21 protein-coding genes are annotated in these 23,322 nt (G+C 70.0%); 8 read left to right on the top strand and 13 right to left on the bottom strand.

Annotation, left to right across the window (positions count from 1 at the left end):
* Positions 1-805 precede the first annotated feature (805 nt).
* A complete protein-coding gene (gene trpS, locus ACGFY9_RS04260; protein ID WP_393751717.1) occupies positions 806-1,801 on the top strand; it encodes a tryptophan--tRNA ligase in 996 nt (331 codons plus the stop codon).
* Between the two features lie 20 nt (positions 1,802-1,821).
* Here trpS and proC read toward each other — a convergent pair whose 3' ends face one another.
* From proC to ACGFY9_RS04225, 7 genes are all read right to left on the bottom strand, one after another.
* Positions 1,822-2,631: a pyrroline-5-carboxylate reductase gene (gene proC, locus ACGFY9_RS04255; protein WP_393751715.1), complete on the bottom strand. Its 810-nt coding sequence runs from the start codon at positions 2,629-2,631 to the stop codon at positions 1,822-1,824.
* A 73-nt stretch (positions 2,632-2,704) separates the two neighbouring features.
* Positions 2,705-3,514, bottom strand: a complete 810-nt coding sequence (locus ACGFY9_RS04250; protein WP_393751713.1) for an ABC transporter permease — start codon at positions 3,512-3,514, stop codon at positions 2,705-2,707.
* Positions 3,511-4,332: an ABC transporter ATP-binding protein gene (locus ACGFY9_RS04245; protein WP_393751711.1), complete on the bottom strand. Its 822-nt coding sequence runs from the start codon at positions 4,330-4,332 to the stop codon at positions 3,511-3,513. Before ACGFY9_RS04245 ends, ACGFY9_RS04250 begins: the two co-directional genes overlap by 4 nt.
* A gap of 392 nt (positions 4,333-4,724) precedes the next feature.
* Positions 4,725-5,507 (bottom strand): class I SAM-dependent methyltransferase, encoded by a 783-nt coding sequence (locus tag ACGFY9_RS04240; protein WP_393751709.1) that lies wholly within the window; start codon positions 5,505-5,507, stop codon positions 4,725-4,727.
* A gap of 192 nt (positions 5,508-5,699) precedes the next feature.
* Positions 5,700-6,224, bottom strand: a complete 525-nt coding sequence (locus tag ACGFY9_RS04235) for an EamA/RhaT family transporter (RefSeq protein WP_393751707.1) — start codon at positions 6,222-6,224, stop codon at positions 5,700-5,702.
* A 46-nt stretch (positions 6,225-6,270) separates the two neighbouring features.
* On the bottom strand, positions 6,271-6,618 hold the full coding sequence (locus ACGFY9_RS04230) for an SH3 domain-containing protein (protein WP_393751705.1): 348 nt from the start codon (positions 6,616-6,618) through the stop codon (positions 6,271-6,273).
* Positions 6,619-6,646: 28 nt separating this feature from the next.
* Positions 6,647-6,958: an SH3 domain-containing protein gene (locus tag ACGFY9_RS04225; RefSeq protein WP_393751703.1), complete on the bottom strand. Its 312-nt coding sequence runs from the start codon at positions 6,956-6,958 to the stop codon at positions 6,647-6,649.
* Between the two features lie 182 nt (positions 6,959-7,140).
* On the opposite strand from ACGFY9_RS04225, the gene ACGFY9_RS04220 reads away from it, so the two are divergent.
* Complete coding sequence (locus ACGFY9_RS04220) at positions 7,141-9,228, top strand: PQQ-binding-like beta-propeller repeat protein (RefSeq protein ID WP_393751701.1); 2,088 nt, start codon at positions 7,141-7,143, stop codon at positions 9,226-9,228.
* Between the two features lie 117 nt (positions 9,229-9,345).
* Here ACGFY9_RS04220 and ilvD read toward each other — a convergent pair whose 3' ends face one another.
* The 4 genes from ilvD to ACGFY9_RS04200 all read right to left on the bottom strand — a co-directional run bounded on the left by ilvD (position 9,346) and on the right by ACGFY9_RS04200 (position 14,136).
* Positions 9,346-11,199 (bottom strand): dihydroxy-acid dehydratase, encoded by a 1,854-nt coding sequence (gene ilvD / locus ACGFY9_RS04215; protein ID WP_393751699.1) that lies wholly within the window; start codon positions 11,197-11,199, stop codon positions 9,346-9,348.
* Between the two features lie 109 nt (positions 11,200-11,308).
* On the bottom strand, positions 11,309-11,914 hold the full coding sequence (locus tag ACGFY9_RS04210; RefSeq protein ID WP_393751697.1) for a TetR family transcriptional regulator: 606 nt from the start codon (positions 11,912-11,914) through the stop codon (positions 11,309-11,311).
* The gene (locus ACGFY9_RS04205) at positions 11,911-12,735 is read right to left on the bottom strand and encodes a sugar phosphate isomerase/epimerase family protein (protein WP_393751695.1); all 825 of its coding nucleotides are present in this window, start codon (positions 12,733-12,735) and stop codon (positions 11,911-11,913) included. Before ACGFY9_RS04205 ends, ACGFY9_RS04210 begins: the two co-directional genes overlap by 4 nt.
* A 468-nt stretch (positions 12,736-13,203) precedes the next feature.
* The gene (locus ACGFY9_RS04200) at positions 13,204-14,136 is read right to left on the bottom strand and encodes a Ppx/GppA family phosphatase (RefSeq protein ID WP_393751694.1); all 933 of its coding nucleotides are present in this window, start codon (positions 14,134-14,136) and stop codon (positions 13,204-13,206) included.
* An 83-nt stretch (positions 14,137-14,219) separates the two neighbouring features.
* On the opposite strand from ACGFY9_RS04200, the gene ACGFY9_RS04195 reads away from it, so the two are divergent.
* A complete protein-coding gene (locus ACGFY9_RS04195) occupies positions 14,220-15,089 on the top strand; it encodes a hypothetical protein (RefSeq protein ID WP_393751692.1) in 870 nt (289 codons plus the stop codon).
* A gap of 4 nt (positions 15,090-15,093) precedes the next feature.
* Here the strand turns inward: ACGFY9_RS04195 and ACGFY9_RS04190 are convergent, their stop codons facing one another.
* Complete coding sequence (locus ACGFY9_RS04190) at positions 15,094-16,782, bottom strand: hypothetical protein (protein ID WP_393751690.1); 1,689 nt, start codon at positions 16,780-16,782, stop codon at positions 15,094-15,096.
* 201 nt (positions 16,783-16,983) lie between these two features.
* On the opposite strand from ACGFY9_RS04190, the gene radA reads away from it, so the two are divergent.
* Positions 16,984-18,393 (top strand): DNA repair protein RadA, encoded by a 1,410-nt coding sequence (radA, locus tag ACGFY9_RS04185; protein WP_393751688.1) that lies wholly within the window; start codon positions 16,984-16,986, stop codon positions 18,391-18,393.
* Between the two features lie 136 nt (positions 18,394-18,529).
* Positions 18,530-19,588, top strand: coding sequence for a DNA integrity scanning diadenylate cyclase DisA (disA, locus tag ACGFY9_RS04180; RefSeq protein ID WP_051801604.1), 1,059 nt, complete (start codon positions 18,530-18,532; stop codon positions 19,586-19,588).
* A gap of 27 nt (positions 19,589-19,615) precedes the next feature.
* Here the strand turns inward: disA and ACGFY9_RS04175 are convergent, their stop codons facing one another.
* Positions 19,616-20,452 (bottom strand): hypothetical protein, encoded by an 837-nt coding sequence (locus ACGFY9_RS04175; RefSeq protein ID WP_393751686.1) that lies wholly within the window; start codon positions 20,450-20,452, stop codon positions 19,616-19,618.
* Between the two features lie 292 nt (positions 20,453-20,744).
* Here ACGFY9_RS04175 and ACGFY9_RS04170 point away from each other — a divergent pair, with 292 nt between their 5' ends.
* From ACGFY9_RS04170 to ACGFY9_RS04160, 3 genes are all read left to right on the top strand, one after another.
* Positions 20,745-21,692: an A/G-specific adenine glycosylase gene (locus ACGFY9_RS04170; protein ID WP_393751684.1), complete on the top strand. Its 948-nt coding sequence runs from the start codon at positions 20,745-20,747 to the stop codon at positions 21,690-21,692.
* 341 nt (positions 21,693-22,033) lie between these two features.
* Positions 22,034-22,573 carry a SigE family RNA polymerase sigma factor gene (locus ACGFY9_RS04165; protein WP_019064956.1) on the top strand — a complete coding sequence of 180 codons (540 nt, stop codon included), beginning with the start codon at positions 22,034-22,036 and terminating at the stop codon, positions 22,571-22,573.
* Positions 22,561-23,250 (top strand): hypothetical protein, encoded by a 690-nt coding sequence (locus ACGFY9_RS04160; protein WP_393751682.1) that lies wholly within the window; start codon positions 22,561-22,563, stop codon positions 23,248-23,250. Before ACGFY9_RS04165 ends, ACGFY9_RS04160 begins: the two co-directional genes overlap by 13 nt.
* The last annotated feature ends 72 nt before the right edge of the window (positions 23,251-23,322 follow it).

Genomic DNA, 23,322 nt, shown 5'->3' with positions numbered 1-23,322 from the left:
CACACACGAGAGCGGAACCGTCGGGCGGAATAAGCCCGACCGTTCACAGCGTCCTCGCTGTATGTTTTCTTCAAAGGAACCACGCCCCAGACATCAGATGATGTTTGGAGACGGGGTATCAACATATCTGGCGTTGATTTTTGGCACGCTGTTGAGTTCTCAAGGAACGGACGCTTCCTTTGTACTCACCCTCTCGGGCTTTCCTCCGGGCTTCCCTTCGGTCTTGCGTTTCCGACTCTATCAGACCGTTTCCGGTTCCGATTTCCTCGGTGCTTTCCAGGTTTCCGCTTCCGCGTTTCCCTTTCCGGCGGTTCCGACTCTATCAGATCCTTTCGGGCCTGACTCCCAGTCAGCGGGGCTTGCCTTCCCAGCCCTTGGGCCGTTCCGACGAGTGAGACTTTAGCGGATTCCTGAGTCCCGAGCGAATCGGGGGTGCGTCCTTTCGAACGCGGATTCCTCATTTCGCAAATACGCATGGCAATACAACGCGACGACGGATCGTCGATTGCTTGTAGGTACTTGCGGAATGGCTGTCCGGGGACCGACCGGAGTCGGCTCTCACGTCGGACAACTCGGAGAACACTACGTACGCGGTAGAGGCGTGTCAACTCCGCTCCGGAGAGCACTGTGGAGGCGTACGCTGGGTGACGTGACTACGCATACGTGCACCCAGCAGTGGTGGGCCGCCTGACGGCGGCCGTACACACGTATGTACTCAACGGCCGCCGCATCGGCGGCCGTTCGCGTTTCTCCCTCCAGAGGGTCGGCCGGCCGAGTGCGGCGGTCTCTATCAGGAGGTGGAGAGATGACGCGGGTCTTCAGCGGGGTCAAGCCGACCGGGCATCTGACGCTGGGGAACTACCTGGGCGCCATCCGGCGGTGGGTCGACGTGGATCAGCGGCAGAGCGACGCGCTGTTCTGTGTGGTCGATCTGCACGCGCTGACCGTGGACCACGATCCGGCGCGGGTGCGCAGGCTCAGTCGGCAGGCGGCCACGCTGTTGCTGGCGGCAGGGCTGGATCCCGAGCTGTGCACCGTGTTCGTACAGAGTCATGTGGACGAGCACGCGCGGCTGTCGTACGTCATGGAGTGTGTGGCCACCGATGGTGAGATGCGGCGGATGGTCCAGTACAAGGAGAAGGCCGCGCGCGAGCGGGAGCGGGGCGGGAGTGTGCGGCTGTCGTTGCTGACGTATCCCGTGCTGATGGCGGCGGACATCCTGGCGTACGGGACGGACGAGGTGCCGGTCGGAGACGACCAGACGCAGCATGTGGAACTGACCCGGGATCTGGCGGTGCGGTTCAACCAGCGGTACGGGCACACGTTTGTCGTCCCTCGGGCGACTCGGCCGGGGGTGGCGGCCCGGGTGATGAACCTGCAGGAGCCGACTTCGAAGATGGGGAAGTCGGACGACTCCGGGCCGGGCATCGTCTATCTGCTGGACGAGCCGGAGGCCGTACGGAAGAAGGTCATGCGGGCCGTGACCGACAGTGGCACGGAGGTCGTCTACGACCGGGAGGCGCGGCCGGGGGTGGCCAATCTGCTGGAGATCCTGGCCGCTTGCGGTGGTGGGAACCCCGAGGACCTGAGCGGTGTATATGAGTCGTACGGCACTTTGAAGAAGGACACGGCGGAGGCCGTTGTCGAGCTGCTCAGGCCCGTGCAGGAGAGGCACAAGGAGTTGTGCGCGGATCCCGGTTATGTGGAAGGGGTGTTGCGGGATGGGGCGGAGAAGGCGAGAGAGATGGCGAAGCCGATGGTCGACAGCGCCTATCGAGCCATCGGGCTTCTGCCTGCGTAGCCGCGTGAGCGGTTAGCCGGTCAGCTGTTTCCGGAGGCCAGTTCGCGGCTGCGGTCGCGGGCGGCCTCCAGGGCGGCGATGAGTGCGGCGCGTACGCCGTGGTTCTCCAGTTCGCGGATGGCGTTGATCGTCGTGCCGGCGGGCGAGGTGACGTTCTCGCGGAGCTTCACCGGGTGCTCGCCGCTGTCGCGGAGCATGACGGCGGCGCCGATCGCGGACTGGACGATGAGGTCGTGGGCCTTGTCGCGCGGCAGGCCGAGCAGGATGCCGGCGTCCGTCATGGCTTCGACCAGGTAGAAGAAGTACGCCGGGCCGGAGCCGGAGAGGGCGGTGCAGGCGTCCTGCTGGGACTCGGGGACGCGGAGCGTCTTGCCCACGGCGCCGAAGATCTCGTCGGCGTGCGCGAGATGGGCCTCGGTGGCGTGGCTGCCGGCGGAGATGACGGACATGGCCTCGTCGACGAGGGCGGGGGTGTTCGTCATGACACGGACGACGGGGGTGCCTGCGGCCAGGCGCTCCTCGAAGAAGGAGGTGGGGATGCCCGCCGCGCCGCTGATGATCAGGCGGTCGGCGGGGAGGTGCGGGGCGAGTTCGTCGAGGAGGGTGCCCATGTCCTGCGGCTTGACCGTGAGGATCAGGGTGTCGGCGGTCTTCGCTGCCTCCGGGTTGGTGACCGGGGTGACTCCGTGGCGGGCGCGGAGCTCCTCGGCACGCTCGGGGCGGCGGGCGGTGACCAGCAGGTCGGCCGGGGCCCAGCCCGCTCGGATCATTCCGCTGAGCAGGGCCTCACCGATCTTGCCGGTGCCGAGGACTGCGACTTTCTGACTCATGGGCCCATCCTCGCACCGGCCGTGGCGAGGAGCGGTGGCTGTCCGGCTGGCGGAACAAGACCTCCGTACACCTCTATGCCGTACGCCTTCTCAGGGTGGCCGCGCCCAGGCACAGCACCAGCAGCGCGCAGCCGGCCACGATCAGTGCGTCGCGGACGAAGGTGGCGGTCATGTCGGTGTGCTTGAGGACCTCGTTCATGCCGTCGACGGCGTACGACATGGGCAGGACGTCGGAGATCGCCTCCAGGACGGGGTGCATGTCGGAGCGGGGAGTGAAGAGGCCGCAGAGGAGGAGCTGGGGGAAGATCACCGCCGGCATGAACTGGACGGCCTGGAACTCGGAGGCCGCGAAGGCCGAGACGAAGAGGCCGAGGGCGGTGCCGAGCAGGGCGTCGAGGAGGGCGACCAGGAGGAGGAGCCAGGGGCTGCCGGTCACGTCGAGGCCCAGGAACCAGACGGCGAGGCCCGTCGCGAGGGCGGACTGGATGATCGCGAGGATGCCGAAGGCCAGGGCGTAACCGGCGATCAGGTCGCCCTTGCCGAGGGGCATGGCGAGGAGGCGTTCGAGGGTGCCGGAGGTGCGTTCGCGCAGGGTGGCGATGGACGTGACCAGGAACATCGTGATGAGGGGGAAGATGCCGAGGAGTGAGGCGCCGATGCTGTCGAAGGTGCGCGGGCTGGCGTCGAAGACGTAGCGCAGCAGGACGAGCATCACGCATGGGATGAGGATCAGCAGCGCGATCGTGCGGGGGTCGTGGCGGAGCTGGCGGAGGACCCGGGCGGCGGTGGCAGTGGTGCGGGACGCGCTGAGGGCGCGGGGCCTGGCGGGTGTGAGGGCGCCAGTCGTCGCGGCGGTCGTGTTCGTGGCCGTGTTCGTGCTCATCGGGTCGTCTCCTTCTGGCGGGCGGTGGCTACGGCCTCGTCGACCAGGTGCAGGAAGGCGGCTTCGACTGTGTCGGAGCCGGTGCTGGTGCGGAGGGCGTCCGGGGTGTCGTCGGCGAGGATCTCCCCCTCGCGCATGAGGAGGAGGCGGTGGCAGCGCTCGGCCTCGTCCATGACGTGGGAGGAGATGAGGAGGGTGGCGCCGCGGGAGGCGGCGATGTCGTGGAAGAGGGCCCAGAGGTCGCGGCGGAGCACGGGGTCCAGGCCGACGGTGGGTTCGTCGAGGACGAGGAGTTCCGGGGTGCCGAGGAGTGCCACGGCCAGGGAGACGCGGCTGCGCTGTCCGCCGGAGAGGTTGCCGGCGAGGGAGTCGGCATGGGTGGTGAGGTCGACGTCGGTGATGGCGCGGGTGACGTCGTCGTGGCGGCGGGTGGCCGCGGCGCGGCCGGGGTCGAGGATCGCGGCGAAGTAGTCGAGGTTCTGACGGACCGTCAAGTCGTCGTAGACGGAGGGGGCTTGGGTGACGTAGCCGATACGGGTGCGGAGGGTGGGGTGTCCTGCGGGGTGGCCGAGGACGTTCAGGGTGCCGGTGACCTTGGCCTGGGTGCCGACGATCGAGCGCATGAGCGTCGACTTGCCGCAGCCGGAGGGGCCGAGGAGGCCGGTGATCTGACCTCGGGGGACGGTGAAGTCGAGGGTGCGGAGGACGGTGCGGGGGCCGCGGACGACGGTGAGGGCCTCGGCTTGGACGGCGGGTTCGCGGTCCGCGCCGGGTGGGGTGGCCGGTGATGCGGACGGGCCGGGGAGGTAATTCATCATGTGATGAATAATGCTCGCGCGGGACGGGGCCGTCAAGCGGGGCGGGGTGTCGTCCGGTGGGTGTGCGGGACGAGGCGGTCAAGCAGGGCGGGGTGTCGTCCGGTGGCTGCGCGGGGCGAGGCCGTCAAGCGGCTTGAGGTGTCGTCCAGTGGGTGGGTGGGGCGAGGCCGTCAAGCGGCTTGAGGTGTCGTCCAGTGGGTGGGTGGGGGCTTGTCGCGCAGTTCCCCGCGCCCCTGGGGCATCAAGGCTCGCAGGGTGAAGGGTGCGGGTGAGGGCTGGGCTCGCCCTCGCGGCGGAGCCGCATATCGGTACAGCCCCGCGCCCCTGAGGCATCAAGGCTGGCGGGGTGACTCGGTGGGCGCCGGACGGGTGACGGAATGGGTGTCAGGGGGTCATGGTGTGAGGGCTACGACGAGTTCCACGACGTAGGTCTCTTCCACCAGTTCGTCCGGGAAGACGGTTCGTAGGTGGTCCCGCTCCTCGGTCAGGAAGGTGTTCGTGCTCGTCTTGTCGTGGACGAGGAAGGCCGAGTGGCTGCCGATGTTGGCCAGGTGTGTGTCGATCGGGACGTGGCGGCTCCAGCGGACCCTGCGGTGGGCGAAGTCGAGGCGGCCGGTGGGGTCGGCCAGCGCGGCACGCACACCGCTGCCGTTCTGCTCCACGATGCGGTCGATGCCGAAGTGGATCCTGATGCGTTCCGACTGCTCCGCGATCCACGGCACGTCGACAGCGCCGGTGTTCCACCACAGGGCGAGTGCGCCGCCCGGGCGCAGTACGCGGAGCGCCTCCGGGACCGAGCGGGTGGTGTCGGTCCAGTGCCAGGCCTGGGCGTAGGTGAGGAAGTCGACGGAGTGGTCGGTGAGGGGGAGGGCGTTGCCGTTGCCCCGGACGATCGGGACGTCGGGGAGGGTCCGGCGGAACTGGGCCGCCATGCCGTCGCCGGGTTCGATCGCGATCACCTCGGCGCCGCGGGCGTGCAGCAGGGCTGTCGCGATGCCGGTGCCCGCGCCGACGTCTGCGACGCGGGCGCCGGTGAGGGGGTGGCCGGCGAGGTCCTCGATGGCGTCGAAGAGGGCGGGTGGGTAGGAGGGGCGGTTCTCGGCGTACTGGGCTGCGGCCGCGTTGAAGGAGTGGGCTCGGGTGGCGGGTGAGGGGGGATTCGCGGAGGTGGTCATACGGCCATCGTTACCTGGGTGGGTGCAGGGTGCAGGTGGTTTTTGGTGAGAAATGAAACAGGCAACCGCCGTGACCCGCGGAGTCGCGCGCTGCCGTACGACCGGCTCTCGCCCAGCCAGAGAGTTCCGCGTGCCCGGAGACCTGCCCGTGCCCGAAGCCTTGCGCGTGCCCGGAACCCGTGGCCTTCCGCGTCAGGCGCCCCGCCGCCTCTTCGACGGGTTACGGGTGCGGCGGGACGTGCGCTTCTCGTGCTGGGCCAGTGCCGCCTCGTACTCCTGGCGCTGGAGTTTCTCGCCGGGGGCCTCCACCAGGGAGCGGAAGAAGTAGGCGAGGAGGGAGCCTACGAAGCCGATGCCCAGGAGGCCGCGGAGGGAGGCCTGGCGGTCGGGGTCGGGGCGTTTTCTGAAGGTTTCCCAGGTGTGACCGAAGGCGAGGGCGCTGCAGATCGCGAACATCACGATGACGAGGAGGGTGACGAAGCTGCCCACGTCCGCGATCTGGATGCCCTGGTAGGCGAAGCGGAGGACCAGGCAGGCGGCGACCGCGGCGGCGAGTGAGCCGACGGCCGTGGCGACGCGGCGTGCGGTGTAGCCGTTGTCGTGGTTCACCCAGGTGGTGCCGAAGAAGCGGAGGGGTTCGGGGCGGGGGCCTGTGGCCCTGCCTTCGCCTGGGGAGCCCGCGGAGGTGTCCTGGGTGCCGGTCGTCTCGTCGTTCACGGGACGATTATGGCTCCGGAGGTCAGCGCGGGCTCCCGTTGGGGGCTCAGGCGCAGCGCGGGCGGAAGTAGCCGTCGCTGCCGGTGTTCACGTAGGTGTCCGAGACGTACTCGCCGTCGTCGATGTTGTCCCAGATGCTCGACGTGCCGTAGTAGCCGGAGACGGTTGTGCCCGGTGTCTGGCAGTAGATCGGGACCTTCGAGCCGGCGGGCAGGACGCGGACGATGGTGTAGCCGGTCCCGGGGCCGCTGCGGACGTTGACGCTGATACCGGGTGCGGTCGAGTAGTACGTCACTGCCGCGGCCGCGTTGGCCTGAGCCGGTGAACCCATCACCATGAGCAGGGCTCCGGCCGCGCCGGCGAGTAAGACGGATCTGCGTCTACGGGATGACATGCGTGTCCTTTGGGTCGGTGACGTGGGTTCAGGAGCAGCGGGAGGCCACGTAGCCGTCGCTGCCGGTGTTCACGTAGGCGTCCGAGATGAACTCGCCGCTGCTGATGTTGTCCCAGATGTTCGACGTCCCGTAGGTGCCGGTGACCGTCGTGCCTGGTGTCTGGCAGTAGATCGGCACCCGCGACCCCCCGGGCAGGCTGCCGACGATGCTGTAGCTCGTTCCCGGGCCGCTGCGGATGTTGAGGCGGACGTCGGCGGTCGTGTAGTAGTGCACGGCCGCTGCCGTCGCGACAGCCTCGGCCTCGCTGCCCTCGGCCTCTTGAGCGCGGTCAACAGACATGAAAAACCTCCCCCGTTGCACCCCATGACTGCCATGGGGTCCCGTTGATTCCCCTAAAACACGCCATGAAACACATGTGCGCAACTCACACGGGGAGGCGGGCAAGTCGCCTCTGTCCCGTACGTGTCATGGACTAGGCTCCGTGCGTCGCGCGCGCGAACGATCAGCACGGGGGTGGTTCCATGGCGCCACAGCGCAACACCGGAGCGGGCGCGGAAGCGGAACTTCCCGAGTACGCCGGTCACTACCGCCTGGAGTCCTGCCTGGGCTCCGGCGGCATGGGCGTGGTGCATCTGGCGCAGAGCACCTCCGGGATGAAGGTCGCCGTGAAGGTCGTCCACGCGGAGTTCGCCCAGGACCCCGAGTTCAGGGGGCGGTTCCGGCAGGAGGTGGCCGCCGCCCGGAGGGTGAGCGGGGCCTTCACCGCGCCGGTTGTCGATGCCGATCCCGAGGCTCAACGACCTTGGATGGCGACGCTGTTCATTCCCGGGCCGACCCTGTCCGAGCATGTGAAGCGGAACGGGCCCATGGCTCCGGCCCAGTTGCGCCAGCTGATGGCCGGACTGGCCGAGGCGCTCCGCGACATCCATCGGGTCGGCGTCGTACACAGAGATCTCAAGCCGAGCAATGTGCTGCTCGCCGAGGACGGGCCGAAGGTCATCGACTTCGGTATTTCTCGGCCAAAGGACAGCGAACTGCGCACCGAGACCGGCAAGTTGATCGGGACTCCACCCTTCATGGCGCCCGAGCAGTTCCGGCGGCCCAGGGAGGTCGGCCCCGCCGCGGACATCTTCGCGCTCGGGTCCCTGATGGTGCACGCGGCGACCGGGCGTGGGCCGTTCGACTCGGACAGCCCGTACGTCGTGGCGTACCAAGTGGTGCACGACGAGCCGGACTTGGCCGAGGTGCCGGACGACCTGGCGCCGCTCGTGCTGCGTTGCCTCGCCAAGGAGCCCGAAGACCGGCCCACACCCGACGAGTTGATGCGGGAGCTGCGGTCCGTGGCGGCCTCGTACGACACACAGGCGTTCATACCGGAGCAGCGGACCGGTGGTGCACCGGCGCCCCAGCCCGACCCGGTGCAGAAGCCCGAACCCAAGCCCCGACGGCGCCGGTTGGCGATTCTGGCGGCCGGGACCGCGGTGCTGGTCGCCTGTGGTGTCCTCGCCTCGGTCCAACTGGCCGGAGGCGCGGATCCCGCGCCGAAGAGCACCACCGGCGCGCGGACCTCGCCGACGGCGTCCAAGGCCTGGGCCGTGAAGCCTGCGGCGAAGGCCGGGGGTGTGCCCCAATGCGCCTACGGCGCGGGCGAGTTGCTGTGTGCTCAGCCAGGAGTGGTCTACGCTCTCGCACCGGCCGACGGCACCCTGCTGTGGCGGCATTCCGTCGCCGAGGAGAGACCCGGTGGCGCACCGGTCGTCGCCGACGGGCTCGTGCATCCGAACATTGGCGGGGGCCGGCTTCTTGAGGCGCTCGATCCGTCCTCGGGCGCGAGGGTCTGGCAGCGGACCCTGCCCGGGAGCGACTCCGTGAGTTACGTCGGCGGCATGGCCCTGCTCACCTGGGCGGACGGCACGGTCAAGGGCGTCGACGCCGCGTCGGGCAAGACGAAGTGGAGTCGCCCGATCCCTGGCGTCTCCTCGTTCGCCTCGATCGCCGGGAGTCCGTTGGCGTACGCGACGAGACCGTCCGACGACGGGTCGAACACCCAGGTCACCGCGATCGATCCGGACACGGGTGACGTGCGGTGGAAGGCACGGGTGCAGGGGATGCTGAAGCCCGTCGGCGTTCAAGGCGCATCGGTGTTCTTCCTCTCCACCGACTGGAGTTCCGGCGACACGAAGGCCATCGTCCGCTACTCCCCCGGGACCAGGACGTCGAGCCGCGTGGTGCTGCCCGTCCCGCGCCAGGACGCCGTGGCCGCCATGCGCGGGAACGTCGTGTACGTACTGGCCACCGGTGGTTCGCTGGAGGCAATCGACACGGACGCCCACAAGCGGCTGTGGCATCTTGAGACGTCCGTGAGCCGCGGCTCCGTGCCGGTCGTCGACGACAAGCACGTGTACGTCACCGCCCCGGACGGACGCCTCCTGGCGGTGGACGAGGGCACGGGGCAGCTCGTCGGGCAGACGGCCGCACGGCTCGGCGCGAACTCCGGGCAGGTGGTCGCCACGCTGCCCGAACCCGTCGTAGCGAACAACCACGTCTACGCCGCCGCCCCCGACGGCACGGTCTTCGCCGTCGACTCCCGTACCCCAGGCGCCTGGTAGCACAGGCAGGCAAAAGGGCCGCCCCTCAGGAAAGGGACGGCCCAAGGCCGAACGAACCACAGGGCCACCGGAGTTGCGGCCCCGCCCCTCAGGCCCCCAGGGCCCCCTCAGGGACTCTCAGCCCAGCTTGCTGACGTCCCGCACCGCTCCGCGGTCCGCGCTGGTGGCCATCGCCGCGTACGCGCGCAGCGCCGCCGACACCTTCCGCTCGCGCTGCTTCGGGGCGTACCGCCCGTTCAGCGCGGCCTCGCGGCGGGCCAACTCGGCGTCGTCGACGAGGAGTTCGATGGAGCGGTTCGGGATGTCGATGCGGATGCGGTCGCCGTTCTCGACGAGGGCGATGGTGCCGCCGGACGCCGCTTCGGGGGACGCGTGGCCGATGGAGAGGCCTGAAGTGCCGCCGGAGAAGCGGCCGTCGGTGATCAGGGCGCAGGTCTTGCCGAGGCCGCGGCCCTTGAGGAAGGACGTCGGGTAGAGCATCTCCTGCATGCCGGGGCCGCCCTTGGGGCCCTCGTAGCGGATGACGACGACGTCGCCGTGCGTCACCTGTTTGTTGAGGATCTTCTCGACGGCCTCTTCCTGCGACTCGCAGACGACCGCCGGGCCCTCGAACGTCCAGATGGATTCATCCACGCCTGCCGTCTTCACCACGCAGCCGTCGACGGCCAGGTTGCCCTTGAGGACCGCGAGGCCGCCGTCCTTGGAGTACGCGTGCTCGGCGGAGCGGATGCAGCCCTCGGCCGCGTCCTCGTCCAGCGCCTCCCAGCGTTCCGACTGGGAGAAGGCCTCAGCCGACCTCACACATCCAGGAGCCGCGTGCCACAGTTCCACGGCCTCCGGGGACGGGGAGCCGCCGCGCACGTCCCACGTCTTCAGCCAGTCCGCGAGGGACGGGCTGTGGACGGAGTGGACGTCCTCGTTCAGCAGGCCCGCGCGGTGCAACTCGCCCAGCAGGGCCGGGATTCCGCCCGCGCGGTGCACGTCCTCCATGTAGTACGTGCGGTTCTTCGCGACGTTCGGGGCGACCTTCGCGAGGCACGGCACCCGGCGCGAGACCGCGTTGATCTCCTCCAGGCCGAACTGCACGCCACCCTCCTGCGCCGCCGCCAGCAGGTGCAGGATCGTGTTGGTGGAGCCGCCCATCGCGATGTCGAGGGCCATGGCGTTCTCGAAGGCCGCGAAGGTGGCGACGTTGCGCGGCAGGACCGTCTCGTCGTCCTGCTCGTAGTAGCGGCGAGTGATGTCCATCACCGTGCGGGCCGCGTCCTGGTACAGGCCCTTGCGGGCCGTGTGGGTGGCGAGGACCGAGCCGTTGCCGGGGAGGGAGAGGCCGATGGCCTCCGTCAGGCAGTTCATCGAGTTGGCGGTGAACATGCCGGAACAGGAGCCGCAGGTCGGACAGGCGTTCTCCTCGATGTTGAGGACGTCCGCGTCGGAGATGCTGTCGTTGGCGGCGTCGACCATCGCGTCGATCAGGTCCAGCGTGCGGACCGTGCCGTCCTGCAGCGTGGCGCGCCCGGCCTCCATGGGACCGCCGGAGACGAAGACCGTCGGGATGTTCAGGCGGAGTGCCGCCATGAGCATGCCGGGCGTGATCTTGTCGCAGTTGGAGATGCAGATCAGGGCGTCGGCGCAGTGCGCCTCGACCATGTACTCGACCGAGTCGGCGATCAGGTCGCGGGAGGGCAGGCTGTACAGCATGCCGCCGTGGCCCATCGCGATGCCGTCGTCCACCGCGATCGTGTTGAACTCTCGCGGGATGCCGCCGGCCGCGGTGATCGCCTCGCTGACGATCCGGCCGACGGGCTGGAGGTGGGTGTGGCCGGGCACGAACTCCGTGAAGCTGTTCGCCACCGCAATGATCGGCTTCCGGCCGATGTCCGCACCGGGTACACCGGAGGCGCGCATAAGGGCGCGTGCGCCCGCCATGTTGCGGCCGTGGGTGACTGTACGGGACCTCAGCTCGGGCATCGTCGATCGCTCCTTCAGACAGATAGGGCTGCTGACGAGCGTACGCCGGTCATCCAGGGGTCGGACACGATGTCCACATCGCGGGACGCCCATCTCGGAGAACGGCGGCTCACGGCCCGGTCAAATGCCCCTGCACCACCGGCGCCACCCCCGCGATGATCCGCTCCACGTCCGCCGAGGCCAGCGGCTCCACCTTGATCACGTACCGCAGCATCGCCGTACCGACCAGCTGCGCCGCGGCCAGCTCGGCGCGCAGCTCCGCGTCCGGGAGGTCGAGCTGGGCGGCGACCTTGCTCAGCACCTGGGAGACCACGAGCCGGCGGAAGACGGCAGCGGCGGCCTCGTTGTTGACGGCGGAACGGACGACCGCCAGCAGGGGCTTACGGGTGGCAGGGTTCTCCCAGACGCCGAAGATGAAGCGGGTCAGCCGCTCGCCGACGCCGTCCAGCGGGCCCTCGGCGACCGCCGCCGGCGCGTTCTGCGCCGGCGCGAACGCGACCTCGATGGCCGCCTCGAAGACCTGCTCCTTCGTACCGAAGTAGTGGTGCACGAGCGCCGAGTCGACCCCGGCCGCCTTGGCGATCCCCCGCACGGACGTCTTCTCGTACCCCCGCTCGGAGAACTCCTCGCGGGCCGCGGTCAGGATGCGGTCCCGGGTGTCGGCGGATTCCGTACGAGGGGGCCGGCCCCGGCGCTTGGCGGTGGCGTCGGTCACCGCCGGGGCACCTTCACGGCCGAGGCCAGATGCAGCCGCGTGAAGGCGAGCGCCTCCGCCAGATCGGCCTCGCGTTCGGCGCTGGACATCGCGCGCCGGGTGTTGACCTCGATGACGACATGGCCGTCGAAGCCGGTCGTCGCGAGCCGTTCCAGCAGTTCGGCGCAGGGCTGGGTGCCGCGGCCGGGGACGAGGTGCTCGTCCTTGTTGGAGCCGTTGCCGTCCGCGAGGTGGACATGGCCGAGCCGGTCGCCCATGCGCTCGATCATGTCGGTCGCGTCGGTGCGGGCGGTCGCGGTGTGGCTGAGGTCGATCGTGAAGTGCCGGTAGTCCTCGCTCGTGACGTCCCAGTCGGGGGCGTAGGCGAGCATCTCGCGGTCGCGGTAGCGCCACGGATACATGTTCTCTACGGCGAACCGCACATCCGTCTCGTTCGCCATCCGCCAGATCCCGCTGACGAAATCGCGCGCGTACTGGCGCTGCCAGCGGAACGGCGGATGCACCACGACCGTGCTCGCCCCGAGCTTCTCGGCGGCCGCCTGGGCGCGCTGGAGCTTGATCCACGGGTCGGTGGACCACACCCGCTGCGTGATGAGCAGGCACGGCGCGTGCACGGCGAGGATCGGGACCTGGTGGTAGTCGCTGAGCCGGCGCAGCGCGTCGATGTCCTGGCTGACCGGGTCGGTCCACACCATGACCTCGACGCCGTCGTAGCCGAGGCGTGCGGCGATCTCGAAGGCCGTCGCCGTCGACTCCGGATACACGGACGCCGTGGACAGCGCGACCTTCGCATCCGGGATGCGCACGACTGGTTCTGCCACGGAGGACAGACTACGGGGCGGCGCTTTGCGCGAGGGAGCCGGTTGCTGTGGCCGCGCTGTGCGGGAGACGGCAACCGGCCATCTCCGGCGCGGGGCCGCGTTGTGGCGATACTTCATGCGGGTTCGATACGTCCCGTACCGTGCCGGCGTTCAGTACGGCTCGGCTGTGTCATGTACCGGGCCGGCGTCCGGTGCGGGCACACACGCGTGCGGCACGGGGAGGTCCCGCGCGTGCGTCGCGGCTGAGCGGGTTCCGGGCAGCGCCGGCACGGAAGGCCGCGCGTGCGTGCGTCACGACCGCGCGCGTGCACCACGACCACAGGCTCACGCCTCCGCTACGGCCACGCACGCAGGCCCCGACGGACAACCACGCGCGCCCGCGCCACCGGCAACGGCCACGCACGCGTGCACGTCACGAACGGCCACGCGCGTGTGCACCGCGCCCCCCTTCCCCATACGCGACCGCACCTACGCCGACGGCATCTGATCCAGCCGTCGCAGGATCACGCCCTCGCGCAGCGCCCACGGGCAGACCTCCAGGGTCTCGACGGCGAACAGATCCATCGCGCCCTCGGCGACCATCGCGCCCGCCAGGAGCTGTTCGGCGCGGCCCTCGGAGACGCCGGGCAGGACGGCGCGCTGGGCGGTGGTCATGCCGGCCAGGCGCGGGACCCAGGCCTCCAGGGACTCGCGCTTGAGTTCGCGCTGGACGTAGAGGCCGTCGGCGGAGCGGGCGGCGCCGGCCAGGCGGGCGAGCTGCTTGAAGGTCTTCGACGTGGCGACAACGTGGTCGGGGGCGCCGAAACGGCTGAACTCGCCCACCGTACGGGCGATCTGGGCGCGCACATGGCGGCGCAGGGCCCTTATCGCGTCCGGTTCCGGCGGGTCGCCGGGGAGCCAGGCGGCGGTGAGGCGGCCCGCGCCGAGGGGCAGCGACACGGCCGCGTCGGGCTCCTCGTCGATGCCGTAGGCGATCTCCAGGGAGCCGCCGCCGATGTCGAGGACGAGGAGCTTGCCCGCCGACCAGCCGAACCAGCGGCGGACGGCGAGGAAGGTGAGCCGGGCCTCCTCGGCGCCGGTGAGGACCTGGAGCTCGACGCCGGTCTCGGTCTGCACGCGCGCGAGGACGTCGTCGGCGTTGCTGGCCTCGCGGACGGCGGAGGTGGCGAACGGGAGGATTTCCTCGACGCCCTTGTCCTCGGCGGCCTGGAGCGCCTCCTGGACGACGCCGACGAGTTTGTCGACCCCTTCGGGGCCGATCGCGCCGTCCTCGTCGAGGAGTTGGGCAAGGCGGAGTTCCACCTTGTGCGAGTGCGCGGGCAGCGGGCGCGCGCCCGGGTGTGCGTCCACCACCAGCAGATGCACCGTGTTCGATCCCACGTCGAGGACACCGAGTCTCATATACGGAACGCTACTGCCACCTGCACCTATCTCGGTCCCCGGAGCGGTGTCTCGGGCCGCCCTGGGCGACTTACCCTGGACGCGTGCCAAAGACGAAAAAGGCGAAGACCGACAAGGCGGCCAAATCACCCGGCGATTCCTTGCCGGTGACGTCGGCCAAGTCCCCGAAGCCCCCGAAGCCGTCGACGAAGAAGGCCCTGAAAGCCGACGAGAAGGGGCTCGACTTCGCGCGCGCGTGGGTGGAGTTCCCGGATCCGGCGGACGACGAGCAGCTGTTCCGCTGCGATCTGACATGGCTGACCTCTCGCTGGAACTGCATCTTCGGAAGCGGCTGCCAGGGCATCCAGGCGGGCCGCGCCGACGACGGATGCTGCACCCTGGGCGCGCACTTCTCCGACAAGGACGACGAGAAACGGGTCGCCGGGCATGTGGCGAGGCTCACGCCCGACATCTGGCAGCACCACGACGAGGGCGTGGAGAACGGCTGGATCTCCAAGGACGAGGACGGCGACCGCCAGACCCGCCCCTACCAGGGCTCGTGCATCTTCCAGAACCGCCCCGGTTTCGCCGGCGGCGCGGGCTGCTCGCTGCACATCCTGGCCGTCAAGGAGGGCCGCGAGCCCCTGGAGACCAAGCCGGACGTCTGCTGGCAGCTGCCGGTGCGGCGGACGTACGAGTGGATCGACCGCCCGGACGACACGCGCGTGCTCCAGGTGTCGATCGGCGAGTACGACCGCAGGGGCTGGGGTTCCGGCGGCCACGACCTGCACTGGTGGTGCACGTCGGCGACCTCGGCGCACGGCGCGGGCGACCCGGTCTACGTGTCCTACGGCCCGGAGCTGACCGAGCTGATGGGCAAGGCCGGCTACGACCGCCTGGTCGAGCTGTGCGAACAGCGCCTGGCCTCGCAACTCCCCCTGCTGGCACCGCATCCCGCGGACCCGGTCGCCTGACGGGTTACGACGAACTCGGGTCGCCGCCGCCGTCGGGCGGCGGCGTCGAGCTCCCGGGGCCGGCGGAGGACGAGTCCGTCGCGGTCGGTGTCGGGGTCGGGTCGGCGGACGAGGGCGGCGGGTCGCTCGGTGTGGGGTCGGTGGGTGCCGTGCTGGTGGGCGTCGGGTCCGGGCTCGACGAGGGCGGGTCGCCGGGATCGGTGGGGTGCGTGGGGTCGGTCGGGGCCGGCGCGGTGCCGTAGCCCTCGATCGAGACGATGGCCCCGGCCGGTGAGACGGCCACGCGCGCGGTCCAGTGGCCGGAGGGCTCGCGCAGATGGTCGACGTACACCTTGATCGTCAACGATTCGCCCGGGGCGAGGGTTCCCGAGGACTGGCTGAGGTAGAGCCAGGGCGCCGCGGTGGCCGCGGACCAGCGGACCGGGGCGGAGCCTGACGCGGTGAGGGTGATGAGCGTGGTGTCGCTGCTGTTGGCGGCCGAGACGGCGAGGTGACCGGCGCCCTTCCGGCCGGCGCCGGTGACGCTGATGACCTCTACGGAGACGTCGTTCGTGCCCTTCTTGCCGGGCCGCGGGCTCGTGCCGACGTTCCCGGTGTTCTCGTAGCCGCCGCTCGCGACCTCGCCCTCCAGGCTGCCGGGGCCGTGCTGCTCGCTCGCGGTGACGGCCCGGCCTTCGACGCCCTCGCCGGTCGGCGTGCCCCGGTAGGCGGCCCACAGGGCGAGGACGGGCGCCGCGATGACGGTGGCGACGACGGTCGTCGTGACGGCACGCGCGCGGAGGCGGTCTCTCCGGGCCGCACGGTCCTTCGGGTCCATCGGGAAACCCCGCCGGTCGAAGCGCGGTGCGGCGGCGCCACGCGCGCGTGGGAGATGCGCCATGGCGACATGCAGGGCCGCGCGGGGCGCCTCCAGGACGGGCAGTTCGGCGGGCGTGACACTCGCGCCGGGCCAACTGCCGGGCACCGCGCGCTCGGCGGTACGACGGCAGTGCGGGCAGTCGTCGACATGCCGGACGAGTTCGCGGCGCAGGGCACTGCTGAGCACCAGCTGATGGTCACCGGTGAGCCGGGCGACGCTCGGACAGCTCCCGGTCTCCACGACGGCGAGGGCGGCACGCGTGCGTTCCACCTCGCAGGCCGCGGCCGCCAGCAACTCCCGCGCACTGGCGAGATCCATGCCGAGAACGGCGGCGACCTCATGGGCGGCGAGCCGGTGACGCACGGCGAGTTCGAGCGCCTCACGCTGCTCCGGGGTGGTCCCGGCGGCCTCCGGCCAGGCCAGCAGGGCGAGTTCACGCCCCCGCTGCTCCCTCAACTCCTCGGAAACGGCGGGCTCTTCCACCTGACCACGCCCCACCGCGTGCGTGCCCTGACGTTTCTGCTTGGCCTCGGCCAGCTTGCGCAGACATGCCCAGCGGGCCAGCGCGTACAGCCAGGCCCGCCGGTCACCGTCAGTCTCCGGCACCCGCGCGCCCCGGCGTTCGGCCAGCGCCAGCACGTCCCCCAGGGCGGCGGTCGCCGCGTCGTGGTCGCACAGCACGGACAGGCAGTACGTGAACAGGCCGTCCAGATACGGCTCGTAGCGCGCGGGCGTGCGCTGCGCCAGCGTGCGCGCCGCAGCGCGGTCGCGCGCCTCCCGATGCGCCCGGTGTGCGCCGGTGGTGCGGGTCGAGGTCTCCGGACTGCTGCTCATCACCCGTGCGACCGTAGGCGGCGGGCGATGCCCCCTTCCGCCCCCTTGAGCACATTTAATCCGTACGGGTGAAACGATCCCTCAAAAGGGGACAGGCACCCTTACCTGCATGGCTCGTTCCTGACGGTCAGTGGCCGGATACCGAAGAGGCACGACTCGGCCGCCGACCGCGTTGTCAGTGGCGGCGGTTACGGTTCACGCATGGCTGCCCGTACGAAGACCACCAAGGACCGACCGTCCTACCGCTGCACCGAGTGCGGCTGGCAGACGGCCAAGTGGCTCGGCCGCTGCTCCGAGTGCCAGGCGTGGGGGACGGTCGAGGAGTACGGCGCCCCCGCGGTCCGGACGACCGCCCCCGGCCGCGTCACCACCTCCGCGGTACCGATCGGCCAGGTCGACGGCCGCACGGCCACCGCCCGCTCGACCGGCGTCCCCGAGCTGGACCGGGTGCTCGGCGGCGGTCTGGTCCCCGGAGCGGTGGTCCTGGTCGCGGGCGAGCCCGGAGTCGGCAAGTCGACCCTCCTCCTCGACGTGGCGGCGAAGTCGGCGAGCGAAGAGCACCGCACGCTCTACGTCACCGGCGAGGAATCAGCGAGCCAGGTCAGGCTGCGCGCCGACCGCATCAAGGCGATCGACGACCACCTCTACCTCGCCGCCGAGACCGATCTGGCCACGATCCTGGGCCACTTGGACGCGGTGAAGCCCTCCCTCCTGATCCTGGACTCCGTCCAGACGGTGGCCTCCCCGGAGATCGACGGCGCACCCGGCGGCATGGCCCAGGTCCGCGAGGTGGCCGGCGCCCTGATCCGCGCCTCCAAGGAGCGCGGCATGTCCACCCTCCTCGTAGGCCACGTCACCAAGGACGGGGCGATCGCGGGCCCCCGCCTCCTGGAACACCTGGTCGACGTAGTGCTCTCCTTCGAAGGCGACCGCCACGCACGCCTACGCCTCGTACGGGGCGTCAAGAACCGCTACGGCACGACGGACGAGGTCGGCTGCTTCGAACTGCACGACGAGGGCATCACGGGCCTGGCCGACCCGAGCGGCCTGTTCCTGACCCGCCGCGCGGAGCCGGTCCCCGGCACCTGCCTGACGGTCACCCTGGAGGGCCGCCGCCCCTTGGTGGCCGAGGTCCAGGCCCTGACGGTCGACTCCCAGATCCCCTCCCCGCGCCGCACCACATCGGGCCTGGAGACATCCCGGGTCTCGATGATGCTCGCGGTCCTGGAACAGCGAGGCCGTATCAGCGCCCTGGGCAAAAGGGACATCTACTCGGCGACGGTGGGCGGAGTGAAACTCTCCGAACCGGCCGCAGACCTGGCCATCGCGCTCGCCCTGGCCTCCGCGGCAAGCGACACCCCCCTCCCCAAGAACCTGGTGGCGATCGGCGAAGTAGGCCTTGCGGGCGAGGTCAGAAGGGTCACAGGCGTCCAGCGCAGACTCTCCGAAGCACACCGCCTGGGCTTCACCCACGCCCTCGTCCCGACCGACCCGGGCAAGATCCCCGCGGGCATGAAGGTCATCGAAGTAGCCGACATAGGAGACGCTCTCCGGGTCCTTCCAAGGTCCCGTAAGCGAGAGGCCCCACGGGACGCCGAGGACCGCCGGTAGACTTTGCCCTGGTCTCGCCCGTCCGTACGAACCAGGTACGCGAAACGGGAGCACCGGAAAAACCTGCGACCGGAGGAGTGCAGTGGCAGCCAACGACCGGGCGTCAGCTCCCGGAAAGTCCGGCGGCGATGGCCTGATGCGCGCCTCACTGAGCGCCGTTGCCCCCGGCACGGCCCTGCGCGACGGCCTGGAGCGCATCCTCCGCGGCAACACGGGCGGCCTCATCGTGCTCGGCTCCGACAAGACAGTCGAAGCGATGTGCACGGGCGGTTTCATCCTGGACGTGGAGTTCACGGCCACGCGCCTACGGGAACTCTGCAAGCTGGACGGCGGAATCGTAGTGTCCTCCGACCTGTCCAAAATCCTCCGGGCGGGCGTCCAACTGGTCCCAGACCCCAACATCCCCACGGAAGAGACGGGCACCCGCCACCGCACGGCGGACCGCGTCAGCAAACAGGTCGCCTACCCCGTGGTCTCCGTCTCCCAGTCCATGCGCCTGATCGCCCTCTACGTAGACGGCCAACGCCGCGTATTGGAGGACTCGGCGGCGATCCTGTCCCGAGCCAACCAGGCCCTCGCCACCCTGGAGCGCTACAAGCTCCGCCTGGACGAGGTGGCGGGAACGCTGTCGGCCCTGGAGATCGAAGACCTGGTGACGGTCCGAGACGTATCGGCAGTGGTCCAACGCCTCGAAATGGTCCGCCTGATCGCGACCGAGATTGCCGAATACGTCGTAGAACTCGGCACAGACGGCCGCCTACTCGCCCTCCAGCTGGAGGAGTTGATCGCGGGCGTGGAGCCGGAACGCGAACTGGTGGTACGCGACTACGTCCCCGAGCCCACGGCGAAACGCTCCCGCACGGTGAACGAAGCCCTGGCCGAACTGGACGCCCTCTCCCACGCGGAACTCCTCGAACTCCCCACCGTGGCCCGCGCGTTGGGCTACACGGGCTCCCCCGAGGCCCTCGACTCGGCAGTGTCTCCCCGAGGCTTCCGCCTCCTGGCCAAGGTCCCGCGCCTCCCCGGCGCGATCATCGACCGCCTGGTGGAGCACTTCGGCGGCCTCCAGAAACTCCTGGCAGCAAGCGTCGACGACCTCCAGACAGTCGACGGCGTAGGGGAGGCAAGGGCACGCAGCGTTCGAGAGGGCCTCTCCCGCCTGGCGGAGTCCTCAATCCTCGAACGCTACGTGTGACCCAACCGCCTACTGAGCCAACTACCGCTAGTCGCTGGCCAGAACGAACGAAGTCTGAGCCTTGGCGAACCCGGTGGCCTGAGCCTCGACCAAATAGGTCCCAGCCCCGGCCGAACCAGCAGCGGGCGTCGCACACTCGGGCGCACTCGGCTTGCGGTCCCACTTCAGGGTGTACGTGACGCTGCTCCCGGCGGACACCCGGTAGTAGACACTCCCGGCGCTCTTCGGGCAGTCGGCGGACGACCAGAAATCAGACGCGCCCCCGGCCTCCGTAATGGTCAACACGGCGCTCTTGGGCCCGAGATCGACCTTGCAGTCACTGCCGGAGGAGTTCTTGGCGGTGAGCACAAACGTCGGCGTCTGGTCCGGCGAGTACGAGTTGTGAAGACTCCGCAGACTCAACTGCACAGCGCCGGCGGTGCAGTTGGGAAGCGTCGAGTCGGCAGGAACCGTAGTACCCGTGCTGCTACCACCGTTACTACCGCCACCGGACCCACTGCCACCACCGTCACCACCACCGGACCCGGCACTCGACCCACCGGAGCCGGAGCCGGCATCAGAGCCGGAGCTCCCACCGCTCGCCCCACTCGACCCGCTCGAACTACTCCCGCCGCCCGAGTCATCACGTCCGCCCGGGTGTTGGCTGATGGCGGGACCGGATCCCGACGGCCCGGCAGTGATCGTAGGAGCGGGAGTCTTACCGTTCTTGGACCCATCGGCACCGTTCTTGCCGCCCCCGCCACCGGAGTTGACGATCCAGGTGATCAGCAGCGCCAGCAAGGCGACCACGGACACCATGAGGACCCTCCGTCGCCAATAGATGGAGGAGGGAAGCGGCCCGACCGGATTGCGCAGTGATCCCACGGCGCAAACTGTACGAGAGATCGGCGAGTTACCTCGCCCCACCCGCCGCCCCAGCCCCAACTTTTCCGGATCATCATTCCGGCAACCCAGCCTGGAATGGCCCGGGATGGACCACGAGCCGGCAGCCGCCGACGAAACGGGAGCGGGTCGTGGCGGTACGGCGCAGCCCGCCGCGTACCCGGCACCAACCCGTTCAGCCGTGGTGACAAACAGAAGGGCCCCGCAAGCGGCGGGCTCGCCGTACCGCCACGACCCCGACCCACCCACCAACCGTGGCAGGATCGGAAACGCCATGACTGCGCCCACGAAACCCCCGCACACCGCATCCGCCACGACCACACCGGACGGAGGTGAAAAAGAAGGCGCCCACCTCCACACCCCCGTCATCGACTGGTTCGAGGACAACGCCCGCGACCTCCCCTGGCGCCGCCCCGACGCCGGCCCCTGGGGCGTGATGGTCAGCGAGTTCATGCTCCAGCAGACCCCGGTCAACCGCGTCCTCCCGGTCTACGAACAGTGGCTCGCCCGCTGGCCCCGCCCCGCCGACCTCGCCCAGGACGCCCCCGGCGAAGCCGTCCGCGCCTGGGGCCGCCTCGGCTACCCCCGCCGCGCGCTGCGCCTCCACGGCGCCGCCACCGCCATAACGGAACGCCACGGCGGCGACGTCCCCACCGACCACGCCCAACTGCTCGCGCTCCCCGGCATCGGCGAGTACACGGCAGCCGCAGTCGCGTCCTTCGCCTACGGCCAGCGCCACGCCGTCCTGGACACCAACGTCCGCCGGGTCTTCGCACGCGCCGTCACCGGCACCCAGTACCCCCCGAACGCCACCACCGCCGCCGAGCGCAAGCTGGCCCGCGCCCTCCTCCCCCAGGACGACGAGACCGCGGCCCGCTGGGCCGCAGCGTCCATGGAACTGGGCGCACTCGTCTGCACCGCGAAGAACGAGACGTGCCACCGCTGCCCGATCTCCGCCCAGTGCGCGTGGAACCTCGCGGGCAAGCCGGAACACGAGGGCCCGGCCCGCAAGGGCCAGACGTACGCGGGCACGGACCGCCAGGTCCGCGGCAAGCTCCTGGCCGTACTCCGCGAAGCGCACACCCCTGTCCCGCAGTCCGCACTCGACCGCGTGTGGCACGAGCCGGTACAGCGGGCGAGGGCACTGGACGGCCTGGTGTCCGACGGCCTCGTCGAACCCCTCCCCGACGGCATGTACCGACTCCCCGCGACCCGCGCCTGAAACAACCGGACACACCCCGTCACGACCTGACGCACGGTCACTTCACAGACAGAGCCCCTACTCCGACCCGTCCCACAGCCCACACCAAGCTCTCGCAACACTCCCGCCGCTCCATCTCGACGGGCAAATCGCACCATAACCACCCCAACAACCCCGCCCCCTTACCCCGGACCTACTTCCGTTACACAACCGACGGACAGCCGAGCGCTCTCCGCAGGCTGCTCCGCACAGTGCCGTGACAACCCCTCCGTAACTTCATTTGTGTACCGCAGACCGGCGGGACAGCAGCAGAGGACAACCGGCAGCAGGCGGGTCGGAAACGGGGATGGAGGCGGTTGATCATGGCGCAGGGCGAGGTGCTCGAATTCGAGGAGTACGTCCGCACCCGACAGGACGCGCTGCTGCGCAGCGCCCGCCGGCTGGTGCCGGACCCGGTCGACGCCCAGGACCTGCTGCAGACGGCGCTGGTACGGACGTACGGCCGCTGGGAGACCATCGAGGACAAGCGCCTCGCGGACGCGTACCTGCGCCGCGTCATGATCAACACGCGGACCGAGTGGTGGCGGGCCCGCAAGCTCGAAGAGGTCCCCACCGAGCAGCTGCCGGACGCGAGCGTCGACGACGCGACCGAGCAGCACGCGGACCGGGCGCTTCTTATGGACATCATGAAAGTTCTCGCTCCGAAACAGCGCAGTGTTGTCGTCCTGCGACACTGGGAGCAGATGTCCACCGAAGAGACGGCCGCCGCCCTGGGCATGTCGGCCGGTACGGTCAAGAGCACGCTGCACCGGGCGCTCGCCCGGCTCCGGGAGGAGCTGGAGGCCCGCGACCTGGACGCACGCGCGCTGGAGCGTGAGGAGCGGGAGCGTTGCGCGGCCTGAGCGACGACACCCCTGGGCCCGGGCCGAGCAGCGTCCCCGGGCCCAGCAGGGTGCGCGGGAGCTTCGAGGCGGCGTTCGCGGCGATGGCCGTGCTCGCCGCCCTCGCCCTGTTGGTGTCCGGCTGCGCAACCGGCGGCACGGGTGCCCGTGACGAGGGCCCGGCGCACTCCGACTCGGTGGCGGGCGTCGCGGAGGCCAAGTCCCCCTCGCCCTCCGCGACCGTCGACGACCACGTGGACGCGGTCAAGCTCGTCATGGACGACCCGAAGGTCTCGGCGGCGGTCAAGCACGAGCTGAAGCCGTGCGTCGCCGACGAGTACGCGGTCGACGTGTCGTACGGCGTACTGACCGGCGGCACCGCGAACGACGTCGTCGTCAACGTGATGACCTGCGGCGATGCGGTGGGGATCGGCTCGTACGTGTATCGCGACAAGGCCGGGACGTACGAGAATGTGTTCAAGGCCGAGGAACCCCCGGTCTACGCGGAGATAGACCGCGGCGATCTGGTCGTCACCAAGCAGGTGTACGAGAAGGGCGACCCGGTGTCGAGTCCCTCCGGGGAGAACGTGATCACATACCGCTGGACCTCGGGCCGTTTCGTCCAGGAGTACAGCACCCACAACGAGTACAGCAACGCGGTCGGGGGCGACGCCTCGCCCGCTCCGAGCAAGAACTGAACGGAACCGAACCGGTCGGGACTGAACCGATCGGCCGCCCCGATCCGATGCTTCAGTGAACGCGGACGCCGC

This window comes from Streptomyces sp. NPDC048504, assembly GCF_043200035.1.
In the GTDB taxonomy this organism is placed as follows: Bacteria; Actinomycetota; Actinomycetes; order Streptomycetales; family Streptomycetaceae; genus Streptomyces.
This window is presented reverse-complemented; position numbering and strand designations above follow the sequence as displayed.

Excerpts from the sequence above, each read along its gene's own strand:
- trpS (WP_393751717.1), top strand. The coding sequence starts at position 806 with ATGACGCGGGTCTTCAGCGGGGTCAAGCCGACCGGGCATCTGACGCTG.
- proC (WP_393751715.1), bottom strand. The coding sequence starts at position 2,631 with ATGAGTCAGAAAGTCGCAGTCCTCGGCACCGGCAAGATCGGTGAGGCC.
- ACGFY9_RS04250 (WP_393751713.1), bottom strand. The coding sequence starts at position 3,514 with ATGAGCACGAACACGGCCACGAACACGACCGCCGCGACGACTGGCGCC.
- ACGFY9_RS04245 (WP_393751711.1), bottom strand. The coding sequence starts at position 4,332 with ATGATGAATTACCTCCCCGGCCCGTCCGCATCACCGGCCACCCCACCC.
- ACGFY9_RS04240 (WP_393751709.1), bottom strand. The coding sequence starts at position 5,507 with ATGACCACCTCCGCGAATCCCCCCTCACCCGCCACCCGAGCCCACTCC.
- ACGFY9_RS04230 (WP_393751705.1), bottom strand. The coding sequence starts at position 6,618 with ATGTCATCCCGTAGACGCAGATCCGTCTTACTCGCCGGCGCGGCCGGA.
- ACGFY9_RS04225 (WP_393751703.1), bottom strand. The coding sequence starts at position 6,958 with ATGTCTGTTGACCGCGCTCAAGAGGCCGAGGGCAGCGAGGCCGAGGCT.
- ACGFY9_RS04220 (WP_393751701.1), top strand. The coding sequence starts at position 7,141 with ATGGCGCCACAGCGCAACACCGGAGCGGGCGCGGAAGCGGAACTTCCC.
- ilvD (WP_393751699.1), bottom strand. The coding sequence starts at position 11,199 with ATGCCCGAGCTGAGGTCCCGTACAGTCACCCACGGCCGCAACATGGCG.
- ACGFY9_RS04200 (WP_393751694.1), bottom strand. The coding sequence starts at position 14,136 with ATGAGACTCGGTGTCCTCGACGTGGGATCGAACACGGTGCATCTGCTG.
- ACGFY9_RS04190 (WP_393751690.1), bottom strand. The coding sequence starts at position 16,782 with ATGAGCAGCAGTCCGGAGACCTCGACCCGCACCACCGGCGCACACCGG.
- radA (WP_393751688.1), top strand. The coding sequence starts at position 16,984 with ATGGCTGCCCGTACGAAGACCACCAAGGACCGACCGTCCTACCGCTGC.
- disA (WP_051801604.1), top strand. The coding sequence starts at position 18,530 with ATGCGCGCCTCACTGAGCGCCGTTGCCCCCGGCACGGCCCTGCGCGAC.
- ACGFY9_RS04170 (WP_393751684.1), top strand. The coding sequence starts at position 20,745 with ATGACTGCGCCCACGAAACCCCCGCACACCGCATCCGCCACGACCACA.
- ACGFY9_RS04165 (WP_019064956.1), top strand. The coding sequence starts at position 22,034 with ATGGCGCAGGGCGAGGTGCTCGAATTCGAGGAGTACGTCCGCACCCGA.